At 72.0% G+C, this 12474-nt stretch carries 12 protein-coding genes and 1 tRNA gene; 5 read left to right on the forward strand and 8 right to left on the reverse strand.

Annotation, left to right across the window (positions count from 1 at the left end):
- Window positions 1–155: 155 nt before the first annotated feature.
- Both ABZT49_RS13190 and ABZT49_RS13195 read right to left on the reverse strand, forming a co-directional pair.
- A complete protein-coding gene (locus tag ABZT49_RS13190; protein ID WP_355286516.1) occupies window positions 156–452 on the reverse strand; it encodes an alkylphosphonate utilization protein in 297 nt (98 codons plus the stop codon).
- 67 nt (window positions 453–519) lie between these two features.
- On the reverse strand, window positions 520–1407 hold the full coding sequence (locus ABZT49_RS13195; protein WP_355286517.1) for a cation diffusion facilitator family transporter: 888 nt from the start codon (window positions 1405–1407) through the stop codon (window positions 520–522).
- A 170-nt stretch (window positions 1408–1577) separates the two neighbouring features.
- Between ABZT49_RS13195 and greA the strand changes: the two genes are divergently transcribed.
- Entirely contained in the window at window positions 1578–2039 is a 462-nt protein-coding gene (greA, locus tag ABZT49_RS13200; protein ID WP_109975225.1) for a transcription elongation factor GreA, read from the forward strand.
- Here the strand turns inward: greA and ABZT49_RS13205 are convergent.
- The gene (locus ABZT49_RS13205) at window positions 2009–2926 is read right to left on the reverse strand and encodes a LysR family transcriptional regulator (RefSeq protein WP_355286518.1); all 918 of its coding nucleotides are present in this window, start codon (window positions 2924–2926) and stop codon (window positions 2009–2011) included. The genes greA and ABZT49_RS13205 overlap by 31 nt on opposite strands.
- Before the next feature lie 113 nt (window positions 2927–3039).
- On the opposite strand from ABZT49_RS13205, the gene wrbA reads away from it, so the two are divergent.
- Window positions 3040–3639 carry an NAD(P)H:quinone oxidoreductase gene (gene wrbA, locus ABZT49_RS13210; protein ID WP_355286519.1) on the forward strand — a complete coding sequence of 200 codons (600 nt, stop codon included), beginning with the start codon at window positions 3040–3042 and terminating at the stop codon, window positions 3637–3639.
- A 434-nt stretch (window positions 3640–4073) separates the two neighbouring features.
- Here the strand turns inward: wrbA and ABZT49_RS13215 are convergent, their stop codons facing one another.
- Entirely contained in the window at window positions 4074–5045 is a 972-nt protein-coding gene (locus tag ABZT49_RS13215; RefSeq protein WP_407943497.1) for an L-threonylcarbamoyladenylate synthase, read from the reverse strand.
- A 137-nt stretch (window positions 5046–5182) separates the two neighbouring features.
- Between ABZT49_RS13215 and ABZT49_RS13220 the strand changes: the two genes are divergently transcribed.
- From ABZT49_RS13220 to ABZT49_RS13230, 3 genes are all read left to right on the forward strand, one after another.
- On the forward strand, window positions 5183–6952 hold the full coding sequence (locus tag ABZT49_RS13220; RefSeq protein ID WP_355286521.1) for an acyl-CoA dehydrogenase: 1770 nt from the start codon (window positions 5183–5185) through the stop codon (window positions 6950–6952).
- A gap of 256 nt (window positions 6953–7208) precedes the next feature.
- Window positions 7209–7967 carry an enoyl-CoA hydratase-related protein gene (locus tag ABZT49_RS13225; protein ID WP_355286522.1) on the forward strand — a complete coding sequence of 253 codons (759 nt, stop codon included), beginning with the start codon at window positions 7209–7211 and terminating at the stop codon, window positions 7965–7967.
- Entirely contained in the window at window positions 7964–8824 is an 861-nt protein-coding gene (locus tag ABZT49_RS13230) for an SDR family NAD(P)-dependent oxidoreductase (RefSeq protein ID WP_355286523.1), read from the forward strand. Before ABZT49_RS13225 ends, ABZT49_RS13230 begins: the two co-directional genes overlap by 4 nt.
- On the opposite strand, the gene deoC is transcribed toward ABZT49_RS13230, so the two are convergent.
- From deoC to ABZT49_RS13250, 4 genes are all read right to left on the reverse strand, one after another.
- Window positions 8818–9489, reverse strand: a complete 672-nt coding sequence (deoC, locus tag ABZT49_RS13235) for a deoxyribose-phosphate aldolase (RefSeq protein WP_355286524.1) — start codon at window positions 9487–9489, stop codon at window positions 8818–8820. The two genes, ABZT49_RS13230 and deoC, sit on opposite strands and share 7 nt — an antisense overlap.
- A gap of 100 nt (window positions 9490–9589) precedes the next feature.
- Window positions 9590–9853, reverse strand: coding sequence for a hypothetical protein (locus ABZT49_RS13240; RefSeq protein ID WP_355286525.1), 264 nt, complete (start codon window positions 9851–9853; stop codon window positions 9590–9592).
- 128 nt (window positions 9854–9981) lie between these two features.
- On the reverse strand, window positions 9982–12165 hold the full coding sequence (locus ABZT49_RS13245) for an Ig-like domain-containing protein (protein WP_355286526.1): 2184 nt from the start codon (window positions 12163–12165) through the stop codon (window positions 9982–9984).
- Between the two features lie 221 nt (window positions 12166–12386).
- A tRNA-Glu gene (locus ABZT49_RS13250) sits at window positions 12387–12462 on the reverse strand.
- Window positions 12463–12474: the final 12 nt, after the last annotated feature.

A 12474-nucleotide genomic window follows, 5' to 3' on the forward strand; every position in this document is an offset into this window, starting at 1 on the left:
GCCGGAGCGAAAGCGGAGGCCTCGAAGGAGGGCTCCAGCTCGCTCGGAGACTTCTGGAAGCCTCCTTCGAGGCTCCCTGCGGTCGCACCTCAGGATGAGGTCGCGGGTGGGATAGTAAAGACGGTCGCGCCGCTGCTTGCGCCGGCCAAGCAGGTTTATCGCTTGCGCACGAATTCCGTGCGCAGCACCAGTCCCTTGATCGTGTCGTGACGGCAATCGATCTCGTCGTCGTTGTCGGTAAGGCGGATCGAGCGGATCACCGTGCCCTGCTTGAGGGTCTGGTTCGCGCCCTTGACCTTCAGGTCCTTGATCAGGGTGACGGAGTCACCGTCGCTGAGAACGTTGCCGGAGGCGTCGCGCACCTCCCGGACCGCAGCGGCCTTCATCTCGCCGGCGGGGCGCCACTCGCCCGTCGCCTCGTCGTACACGTAATCGTCGTCCGCACCCGTCACGCCTGCCCGTCCTCCGTTGCGCGGACGTTGTCACCGGGCGGAGCGGCCTGCCGCAAGGGGCGGCGCGTCAGATAACGGGTAAACCGCGCTGCTTGGCCTCCTCGGCGGGCTCGACGTGGATCGTCACCACGGCGCCTGCCACCGCGCCCTCGATTGCGGCTTCCAGCCGGTCGCAGATGGCGTGCGATTCCGCCACCGTCATCTCGCCCGGCACCACGAGGTGGAAGTCGATGAAGGTGACCTGGCCGGCATGGCGGGTGCGGACGTCGTGGGCCTCCAGCGCGCCCTCGCCGTGCTCGGAGATCAGCCGGCGGATCTGCCCCACCATCTCGGCCGGCGCCGCCTGGTCCATCAGGCCGCTCACCGAATCCCGCACCATGGCGCCGCCCGACCACAGGATGTTGAGCGCCACCACCACGGCGATGACCGGATCGAGAATCGCCCAGCCGGTCGCGGTGGCGAGCCCCAGCCCGATCAGCACGCCGCCGGAGGTGACCACGTCGGCCAGAACGTGCTTGCCGTCGGCCACAAGCGCCGGCGAGCGCCAGTCGCGCCCGCGCCGGACCAGCATCACGCCCCAGACCAGGTTGATCACCGTGGCGAGGCCGTTCACCGCGACGCCGGCGAGCGGCGCGTCGAGCATCTTGGGCGCCTGGAGTGCGTCGTAGGCGTCGCGCAGGATCACCACCGCGGCGACGATGATCAGCGCGCCCTCGATCACTGCGGAGAAGTACTCGGCCTTGTGGTGGCCGTAGGGGTGGTCCTGGTCGGCGGGCCGGGCGGCGACGCGCAGGGCCACGAAGGCGGTCATCGCGGCCACGACGTTGATGATGCTCTCGAGGGCGTCCGAATAGAGCGCGAGGCTCCCGGTGATCCACCAGGCGCCGAACTTGAGGGCGAGCACCAGAAGGCCGACCCCGGCGCTGGCGAGGGCGGCGGCTTGCGCACGTTCCATGACGATGTTCCGAGATTGGTCGTGGCCGCCTTGCGGGGGCGCTCCGCTGTGGCGCGGTTCCCTTAAGGCGGCGCATGCCGGAAGGCCACGGCACAGGTCATAGCCGGGGCTAACCCGGGTTGCGCGCGACGCGCGCGGAACCTTGGCACCGGCTCCGCATTGCCCGTTTCATGAGCATCGCCTTCGTTCGCGAGAAGGAGGGCGGGGAGGCCTTCGAGGATCTCCCCGACCGTCCCGTCTCCCCGCACCCGAACTTCGTCACGCCGGAGGGCCTCGCCCTGATCGACGCGGAGCTGGACCGGCTGCACACCGAGCATGCCGGCCTGTCGCCCGACGACAAGGCGAACATGGCGCGGGTGAACCGCGACCTGCGCTACTGGACCGCCCGGCGCAACTCGGCCCAGGTAGTGGAGCAGCCACCCGGCGACACGGTCCATTTCGGCTCGACCGTCACCATCGCGCGCGAGGACGGCACCGAGCAGACCTTCCACATCGTCGGCGAGGACGAGGCCGACCCGGCCAAAGGCTCCCTCGCCTACGTGGCGCCCCTCGCCCGGGCGCTCACCGGCAAGCAGGCCGGCGACACCGTCGAGGTGGCGGGTCACGAGGTCGAGATCGTCTCGGTCCGCTGAGTCGGAACGCGGCCCTCGATCAGGTCGCGCTCGCGGGCGATGGCGTCGCCGACGAAATCGAGGAAGGCCCGCACCCGGGCGGCCCGGCGCAGGTCCGGATGGGTGAGGAGCCAGAGCCCGGCGGCCAGTTCGGGCTCCGGCTCCGAGAGCCGCACGAGGCCGGGCCGGCGGTCGCCGATCACGCAGGGCAGGGGGCCTAGGCCGATCCCGGCCTCCACCGCATCCGCCAGCCCCTGCACGGTGTCGAGGCGCAGCACGATGCGCTCAAGGCTCGTACGCTCCTGCACGTAGCGCGCAACGGCGGCCGCTCCGAGCCGGGGCGCCGGCGAGACCCAGCGCTGCTCGGACAATGGGACGGTCCGGTCGATGTCGGCCCGGCCGTAGAGCGCCCAGGCGATGGTGGCGAGGCGCCGGCCGACCAGGGTGTCGGGCGGGTCGTTGGTGGCGCGGAGCGCCACGTCGGCATCACGCTTGGCGAGGTTGAGCGCCTGCTCCGACACGACGACATCGAGGCGCACCTCCGGGCAGCGGGCGCAGAACGCCGCGAGGATCGGGGTGAGCAGGCCGGTCAGCAGCGAGGCCGCGGTGGTGATGCGCAGTTCGCCCGCAGGGCTCAGGCCCTGGCCCTCGATCCGGCGGGTGAAGGCCAGCACCTCCTCCTCCATCCGGGCGGCGATGCGGGCCATCTCCTCGGCGGCCGGCGTCGGCACGTAGCCGGTGCGGTGGCGCTCGAAGAGCGGCGTGCGCAGGGCGGTCTCGATCTGGCCGAGGCGCCGGAAGGCGGTGGAGTGGTTGATGCCGAGCCGCTCGGCGGCCTGGGTCAAGCCGCGCTGGTCGGAGATGGCCTTCACCAGCCGGAAATCGTCCCAGGCGAGGGCGGCACTCATGAGGTCGGGCTCCTGACCTTGCGTGCGCGCAAGCACGGGCTTGCAGCATAGGCCATTTCCGGCGAGCCCGCGATCCGCGATGGTCCGCCCCCGAAACTCGAAGGAGATCCCCGATGGCGAAGGTTCTGGTCCTCTACTACTCGACCTACGGCCATATCGAGCAGATGGCCTACGCGGTGGCCGAGGGCGTGCGCGAGACGGGCGCCGAGGTGGTGGTGAAGCGGGTGCCCGAGCTGGTGCCGGAGGAGATCGCGCAGAAGTCGCATTACAAGCTCGACCAGGCGGCGCCGATCGCCACCGTCGACGAGCTGCCGTCCTACGACGCGATCATCTTCGGCACGCCGACCCGCTACGGCAACATGGCCTCGCAGATGAAGAACTTCATCGACCAGACCGGCGGGCTGTGGGCGAAGGGCGCCCTCGTCGGCAAGGTCGGGGCGGTGTTCACCTCGACGGCCTCACAGCATGGCGGCCAGGAATCGACGATCCTGAGCTTCCACACCGTGCTCCTGCATCAGGGCATGGTGATCGTGGGCCTGCCCTACAGCTTCCAGGGCCAGCTCGGCACCACCGAGGTGATGGGCAACTCGCCCTACGGCGCCTCGACCATCGCGGGCGGCGACGGCAGCCGCCAGCCGAGCGCGGTCGAGCTGGAGGGCGCCCGCTTCCAGGGCCGCCACGTCGCCGGCATCGCGGCGAAGCTCGCCGGGTGAGGCGTTCGGCCAAAGAAAAAGCCCGGACATGGTCCGGGCCTCTGAGGCGGAAGGTCGATGGGGGCTTAGGTGACCTTCTAGGCCCTCTTAACGCGGGCCTGGCGGATATGGTTCCGCGGGTTGCGAAAAAAAATCGGGCGATCCGCCAATGCCTATCGGACCACCTTCGCGGATCCTCCTGCCCAGGCAGTCGCGACCGTGAAGCCTGATGCTTGGGCGGGCCGCACAGCAACCCTCTGCGTCATCCCGGGGCCGCGTAGCGGAACCCGGGATCCATAACCGCTGACGATGCTGAATGAGGCGGGTCCTGTTCCGCTTCATCCTGAAACGTCGGCGATTATGGATCCCGGGTTCTCGCCTGCGGCGAGCCCCGGGATGACAGGGAGGGTGTTGGTCTTGGGGTGTTGGTCCTGTCGAGGGAAGCGACCGAACCCTCACCGCGGCGCCGCCGCCCGCGCCAGCCGGTCGCGGATCGCCTCGCCCAGACCGCGCTCCGGGATCGGCGCCACCGCGATCGTCGCCGGGCCGGCGGCGTCGAGGCGGCGCAGATGAGCGAAGAGGTGGGACGCCGCCTCCGCGAGGTCGCCGGCCGGGCTGAGATTGAGCGAGAGCGCCGCACCGGCGAGCCCGTCCGGCGGGACCGGCCCGAACAGCAGGGCGGCCTCGCCGGGCCGGATCCGCGTCGCGTCGAGACGGACCGCGGCGCGGGGCGCGTAATGCGAGGCCAGCAGCCCCGGCGAGACCGGCGCCGCCCCCTCCGGCGCGCTCGGTAGGGCCAAGTCGCGGCCCAGAACCGCCTCGATCGCCTCGCGCGGCACGCCGCCCGGGCGCAGGAGCACCGGCGGGCCGTCGAGACAGGCGACGATGGTCGATTCAACCCCGACCGGGCAGGACCCGCCGTCGAGGATCGCGGCGATCCGGCTGTCGAGGTCGCCGAGCACGTGATCGACCTCGGTCGGGCTCACCCGCCCCGAGCGGTTGGCGGACGGCGCCGCCACCGGGCGGCCCGCCGCCGTCAGCAGATCCCGGGCGAGACGACTGCCAGGCACCCGGAGCGCGACGCTCGGCAGCCCCGCCCGGGCGAGGTCGCAGACGGTGCCCCCCACGGCCAAAGGCACCACCAGGGTGAGGGGACCTGGCCAGAAGGCCTCGGCCAGCGACAGGGCGTCGGGACCGAAAACCCCCTCGCGCCTCGCCGCCGCGAGGTCGGGCAGGTGGGCGATCAGCGGGTTGAAGCGTGGCCGCTCCTTGGCGGCATAGATGCCCGCCACCGCCGCCGGATCGCTCGCGTCCGCCCCGAGGCCGTAGACGGTCTCGGTGGGGATCGCCACCAGTTGGCCGGCTCGCAGGAGGGCGCCGGCCTCCGCGATGCCCGCTTCATCGGCGGCGAGGCGGCGGGTCGGCATTGACCCGCGATCATCGTTCACGTCTAAACTATCCGTCACCATGCCGCCGGCCGTAGCGTCGGCGGCCGCCGCACGTCAAATCCAAAGGGTGGTTCGCCCGGCGAAGCCGCCTCAAGCTCTGTCGGGAGGAGCCCTCGATGACCTATCGCGCGCCCGTGGCCGAGATGGCCTTCACCCTCCGGCACGTCGCCGGGCTCGACCGCGCCATCGCCGAGGGGCTGCATGGCGATCTCTCGGACGACCTCGTCGACACCATCCTGGAGGAGGCCGGCCGTTTCGCCAACGACGTAGTGGCGCCCCTGAACAAGATCGGCGACCGCCACGGCACCCCGCTCAAGGACGGCGTCGTGACGATGCCGCCGGGCTATCGCGAGGCCTACCACGCCTGGACCGAGGGCGGCTGGAACGCCCTGCCGGGCCCGGTGGAGTATGGCGGCCAGGGCCTGCCGATCCTGCTCAACGCTGCCTGCATCGAGATGTGGAACTCCGCCGCGATGGCCTTCGGCCTCGGGCCGCTGCTGACCGCCGGCGGCGTCGAGGCGCTGAGCCGGCACGGCAGCGAGGCGTTGCGCGCCCGCTACCTCGAGAAGCTGGTCTCGGGCGAGTGGACCGCCACCATGAACCTCACCGAGCCGCAGGCCGGCTCGGACCTCTCGGTGATGCGCACCCGCGCCGAGCCCGCCGGCGACGGCAGCTACCGGATCTCGGGCGAGAAGATCTACATCACCTGGGGCGAGCACGACCTCACCGACAACATCGTCCACCTGGTGCTCGCCCGGCTCCCCGACGCGCCGGCCGGCACCCGCGGCATCTCGCTGTTCCTGGTGCCGAAGGTGCTGCCGGACGGCTCACGCAACGCGCTGACATGCGCGGGGATCGAGCACAAGCTCGGCATTCACGGCTCGCCGACCTGCACCATGGTCTATGACGGCGCCACCGGCTGGCTCGTCGGCGAGCCGAACCGGGGCCTCGCCTGCATGTTCACGATGATGAACAACGCCCGCCTCGGCGTCGGCCTCCAGGGCGTCGCCATCGCCGAGCGGGCCTACCAGCAGGCGCTGTCTTACGCCCGCGACCGCCGCCAGGGCCGGGCGAGCGCGGTGGGCGAGGGCGCGAGCGCGATCATCGAGCATCCCGACGTGCAGCGGATGCTGCTCACCATGAAGGCGCTGACCGGAGCCTCCCGCGGCATCTGCTACCTGACGGCGGAGGCGATCGACCGCGCCCACCGGGCGCCGGACGAGGCGGCGCGTAAAAGCGCGCAAGCCCGGGCCTCGCTGCTGACCCCGGTGGCCAAGGCCTTCTCGACCGATATCGGCATCGAGGTCGCCTCGCTCGGCATCCAGGTCCATGGCGGCATGGGTTTCGTCGAGGAGACCGGCGCCGCCCAGCACCTGCGCGACGCCCGCATCGCGGCGATCTACGAGGGCACCAACGGCATCCAGGCGATCGACCTCGTCACCCGCAAGCTGCCGCTGGAGAACGGCGCGGTGGTGCGCGGCCAGATCGGCGCGATGCGCCTCGTCGCCGAGCGGGTGCTGAAGGAGGGCGGGCCCGCCTTCGGCCACACCGCCCCGCGCCTGCGCGAGACGATCGAGGCTCTCGACCGGGCGACGAGCCACCTCCTCAAGGCGCTCGGCTCGAACCGGCCTGAGGAGGCGCTCGCCGGCGCCACGCCGTACCTGCGTCTGTTCGGCCTCGCGCAAGGCGGCACCTGCCTGGCGCAGGCGGCCTTGGCGGCGCACGCGGCGGCGCAAGCGGGCGAGAGCGACCCGGCGCACCCGGCCCGCATCGCGCTCGCCCGGTTCTTCGCCGAGAACCTCGCGACGGCCGCGCGGGGTCTGGAGGAGACGGTGACCGGGGGCGGCGGCTTCCTGCAGGACGGGGCGCTGGCGCTCGCGGGGTGAGGGCCGGCGCGATGCATCTCTCCAGGATCGAATTCCTGCCCTGACACCCTCCGCGTCATCCCGGGGCCGCGAAGCGGAGCCCGGGATCCAGAACCGCGGATGGCTGAGACTAGAGCGAGGCGCGTCCCGCTTCTTTCTGTACCACCTGCGGTTCTGGATTCCGGGCTCCGCTTCGCGGCCCCGGAATGACGCGGTGGGTGTCATTCCGTTGATTGGGCAGATCATTGCCCGCTCGAAACCATCTGCTGGTGACACCATGACCGATCACGTCCGCATCACCGACCAGCCCGGCGGCGTCCGCCTCGTCCAGCTCGCGCGCCCCGAGAAGAAGAACGCCCTCACCGGCGCCATGTACGATGCCATGCGGGAGGCGCTGGAAACGGCGGATCGCGAGGGGTCGGGCGTCGGCGCCGTGGTCTTCGCCGGGGTCGAGGGCGTGTTCACCGCCGGCAACGACATCGCCGATTTCGTCGCCCGGGCGGAACAGTCCTTCGGCGAGGCGCCGTCCCTGCGCTTCATCCGCCAGCTGGCCGTGACCCGCACGCCGATGGTGGCGGCGGTGGACGGGCTCGCGGTCGGGGTCGGCACCACGCTGACGCTGCATTGCGACCTCGTCTACGTCGCGCCCGCCGCAACCTTCCGGATGCCGTTCGTCGATCTCGGCCTCGTGCCGGAGGCGGCGTCGAGCTACCTGCTCCCGCGCCGGGTCGGGCTGCCGAAGGCGACGGAGCTCCTGCTCCTCGGCGAGGCCTTCGGGGCCGACGAGGCGGTGCGGCTCGGCCTCGCCAACGCGGTCGTCCCGGCCGACGGGCTCCTCGAACACGCATTGGCGCAAGGCGCGAAGCTCGCCGTCAAGCCCCGCCAGGCGCTCGCCGCCGCCCGCCGGCTGATCCGCGGCGACCACGAGGCGGTGCGCGCCGCCATGGACGCCGAGGCCGCGGCCTTCGACGCGGCTTTGCGCTCGCCCGAGGCGCAAGCGGCCTTCCAGCGCTTCCTGTCCCGCGGCACCCGGTGAGGCCCGCGGGAATCCCGGACCTCTCGGACAAGGTCTGCCTCGTCGCCGGCGCCTCGCGCGGGGTCGGGCGCGGCATCGCCCGGGCGCTGGCTGAGGCGGGGGCCACGGTGGTGGTCACCGCCCGCTCGAGCGAGACCGGCCGGCGCACCGATCAGCGCAACGAGGCTCTGGAGGACACCGCCCGGGAGGTCGACCTCGCGGGCGGGCGCGGCCACCACTACCTCTGCGACCACACCCGCGAGCCGGAGGTGGACGCGATGGTGCGCTGGGTGCTGCGCCGCTTCGGCCGCATCGACGTCGCCGTGTCGAGCGTGTGGGGCGGCAACGAGGGCTATGACGGCGTGCGCTACCCCGATGGCGCCACGTGGGGCACCGCCTTCTGGCGCCGCGGCCTCGCGCCGTTGCGCCACAACCTCGAGACGGGTCCGCTCGCCGGCCTGATCCTCGCCCGGGCGGTGGCCCCCGCCATGGTCTCGGCCAGGGGCGGCCTCCTGGCGCTGGTCTCGTTCGACACCGAGGCCTATCTCGGCGACCTGTTCTACGACCTCGCCAAGGCCGCCACCAACCGCCTCGCCTTCGCGATGGCGGAGGAACTAGCGCCCTACGGCGTGACGGCTGTGGCGCTGGCGCCCGGCCTGGTGCGGACCGAGCGGGTGGTGGAGGCCGGGATGGGGGGCGAGGTGGGGGAGAGCCCGCTCTATGTGGGGCGGGCGCTGGCGGCGCTCGCGGGCGATCCCAGGGTCAAGGCCTTCACGGGCCAAGTCCTGCACGCGGCCGACCTGGCGCGGTCTTACGGCTTCACCGACGAGGACGGGACCCAGCCGGAACGCTACCGGCCAGACGGAGCCGCTCAGTAAGAGTCCCCCGCCACCCCCGCCGTCACCAGAGCCACGCCCGAACTCGTGCCGAGCCGCGTCGCGCCGGCGGCGACCAGGGCGCAGGCGGCCTCCAGGCTGCGCACGCCGCCGGATGCCTTGACACCGACGGCGTCGCCCACCGTCGCGCGCATCAGGGCGACGTCGGCCACGGTGGCGCCGCCGGTCGAGAAGCCGGTCGAGGTCTTGACGAAATCGGCGCCGGCCTCGACCGCGAGAAGGCAGGCGAGGCGCTTCTGCGCGTCGTCGAGGAGGCAGGTCTCGATGATGACCTTCAGCACGGAGCCCCGGCAGGCAGCCCGCACCGCCGCGATGTCGGCTCGCACCACGGCGTGGTCGCCCGCCTTCAGGGCACCGAGCGCGACCACCATGTCGATCTCGGCAGCACCCCGGCCCACGGCGCCGGCGGCTTCCGCCGCCTTGTCCTCCGGCCGCACCGCCCCGAGGGGAAAGCCGACGACGGAGCAGGGGGCGACGTCGCTGCCGGCCAGGATCCCGGCGACGAGCCCGACATGGACCGGGTTGACGCAGACTGCCTTGAAGCGGTGAGCCAGCGCCTCCTCGCACAGGCGCCGTATCTCGGCCGGGGTCGCGTCGGCCCGCAGGAGCGTGTGGTCGATCAGGCGGGCGAGGGCGGGCGCGTCCACGGTCACGTCTCCGAGCGGCCCCGGGAGGGCGCCGCGACGGCCATGCGTTCCATCGCGGCGGGCGGACCGTCAAGCGCCGGGGATCGGAGTCCGGCCGGATCTACCGTCCGCTCGCCTGGCGGATCGCCGCGACCGTCTTCTCGACGAAGGCGACGCCCGGTTCGGTGAAGGTGATCTCGTCGTCGCTCAAGGTCGCGAGGCCGCGGGTCTCGACCTCGGCGGCGCCTTCCGGATCCGCGTGGTGGCCGCTGCCGTCCCGGCGCACCACCGAGCTGATCGGCTGGCCGCTGATCAGGTGGTGGTAGGCCGCGAAGGCGAAGATCGACAGGGCGCGGTCGGAGAGGGCGTTGGTGTCGGCAGCCATCGGGTCGGGCCTCGGGGGTCGGGCGGTGGTCAGGAATGCGCCGCAGGATGCGGGCGCGGTCCCGGCCCAACGCCCGGGATCTGGAAAGGTGGTGCGTCCCCGATGCCGCAGGGCTTATCGAAGATTCCTCACCGCAGCCGGGCCGGGAGCGGCATCGCCGAGGTCTTCTCGTCGTAGAGCACCGCGTAGCGGCCCGATTCCAGGTCGAACATCGCGTAGTCGATCCCCTTGATGGTCTCGGTCCGGAAATGCACCCGCTGGCCGCCGCGGGTGATCGCCGCGAGGCGATGGGACAGGGCCGAGACCGGCAGCATCCCGGTCACCCGCTCCGGCCCGTCGTCGAGTTGGACCCGGAAGGTCAGGTCGTGCCCGTTCCAGGCCAGGGCCTCGAACCGGGTCGCCTCCCGGCGGTCGAGCCAGCGCAGCATCTGGGCCGCCGAGATCATCGCGACGCCGCGCTCGCGGGCCGCCGCGACCAGGTGGTCGAAGTAGCCGTCGGTGTAGTCGTAATGGGTGCCGAAGGCGCCGAAGAACTGCTCGGGGCCGAGCGCCCGGTCGAGCATCGTGGTGATGCCGGTGCGCTGGTCGACGCCGTTCTCGTTCACCAGGTGGCTGGCGGCCTGGTAGATGTCGAGGACCCGCCCGTCGAGATCGGCAAAGCGCATCGGGAAGCCCGAGCCGTTCATGAAGCCCGGCCGCCGGCGGATCCACGAGCCGGGCCAGTAATAATAGCCGAGGTCGAGGCGGATCCCGGTCGCCCGCTCGATCTTGGCGGTGTCGGCCCAGCCGTTCCAGGTGACGCAGTGCAGGCGGTGGGTCTCCTGCGCCGGCAGGCCGAGTTTCTCGCCGATGCCGCCGACCTGCCGGCTCAGCGCCAGGCCCAGGGTCGCACCGTCGACGTCGCGGCAGCCGGTATCAGCGTGAATTCCGGTCTCGAAGCCGAGCGCCGCGTAAGATCGCGCGTCGTCCGATCCTAAGCGCGTCGCCGGCGTGACGTAGGAGGTCGCCCGCGCGCAATCCCAGGCCTCCGGCCGGCAGTCGATCGGGCTCTCGGCGACGAGGCGCTTGTAGGAATCCAGGGTGCCGCGGCGCGTGGCGTGGTCGTCCCCGGCCATGATGAGGGCGGCGCGGCGCTCGTCGGGCAGGTACCAGACCCGCGGCAGCGGCAGCCGCTCGGCGCTCATCGTCACAATCAGGTTGGCGAGCAGCCGCTGCTGCTCGTCGGCCTGCGGGATCGCCACCCGCGACAGGTCGAGGTAGTCGGGGAAGAACAGGTCGTTCGGCCGCCGTGGCGGCAGCCCGTCCCGCTCCTGGCCCGCGAAGGCCGGGTTGCCCTGGCGCAGGCGCACCACCGAGGTGGCGAGGTCGAAGGCGAAGGCCGCCGCCTGGCCCTGGCCGGCCCGGTGCAGCGACACCGCCGGCCAGGGCAGGGCCTCAGCCCCGGTCGAGAGGCGGGCGAGGACCGTGGCATCCTGCGCGGCATAGCGGGTCGTGGGGCCGTGGAACTGCATCGCCTGGTGGACGATGCCGCGGGCGGCCGGCGCCTGTGCGTCGACCTGGAGATACCGCCCGGCGGACCCGTCTTCGCCGAGGGCATGTCCGGCCGCGGCGAGGCCGAACAGCGGCAGCCACGCGCCCTCGGGCCGGATCGCGATCAGGTTGCCGCCGTCCTGCACCCAGTCGGAGAGTCGCGCGGCCAGGGCCTCGTCCGGCGTCTCGGTCATCAGCACCAGGGCGGTCCGGGCGAGGCGCTCCGGCGTGAGGTCCTGCGTCGCGACCACCGAGAACAGGTTCAGCCCCTCCGCCCGCAGGATCTCGGCGTAGTACGGCCCGAAGGGATTCTGGGGCCCCACCGCCACCAGGACCGGCGCGCCGGGAACCTCGGCGAGTTCGGGCGTCGCCGCCACGGTGAAGCGCCCCTCCGCCGGCCCCCGCAGGGTGAGCCCGAGGGTGCTCTCCGGTCGGCTCCCCGTCCCGGCTCCGACCGCGATCCGGTACGTCGCGCCCGGCCGCAGGGGCGTCTGCGGCACCAGCCGGGCGGAGCGCTGGGCCGCGTCGTAGGTGATCGCGACCGCGACCGGCGCACCGCCCTCCTCGCGCAGGGCGATCGTCGCGGGCCCGATCGTCTCCGGCGCCATGTCGCGGGAGAAGCCGACCGCGATCGGCAGACCGGGATAGACTTCCGTAGCGCCATCCAGCGGCATCAACGCCAGCACACGCGGAGAGAGTTGCTCAAACAAGAGGCGAAACGATGCCGCGAGCATCATACATAAGACTACTGACATCAGCAGGCGCATGACGACACGTTGCATCACATCTCTCGCCGAATACGATTGTTGTATGGCGGATGCTTAGCAGGCCGATCCACGGGAGGACAGCCGGGACGGCGCCGACGCGCGCATCCCTTGGTGGAGGGGGCGGGGACCGCCTACCGCTTTGGGGGAAGGTTAGGCCGGACGCGCGAAGCGGGCGCGGCGCCGCGCGAGCGGCGGCTCGGAACCAAGAATCAGCGCTGTCTGAAAGATCCGGCCGGTGGCGCTCCCAAGGGGACTCGAACCCCTGTTTTCGCCGTGAGAGGGCGACGTCCTAGACCGCTAGACGATGGGAGCTGGCCCGGCGGG

This window comes from Methylobacterium sp. EM32 (assembly GCF_040593685.1).
Classification (GTDB): domain Bacteria; phylum Pseudomonadota; class Alphaproteobacteria; order Rhizobiales; family Beijerinckiaceae; genus Methylobacterium.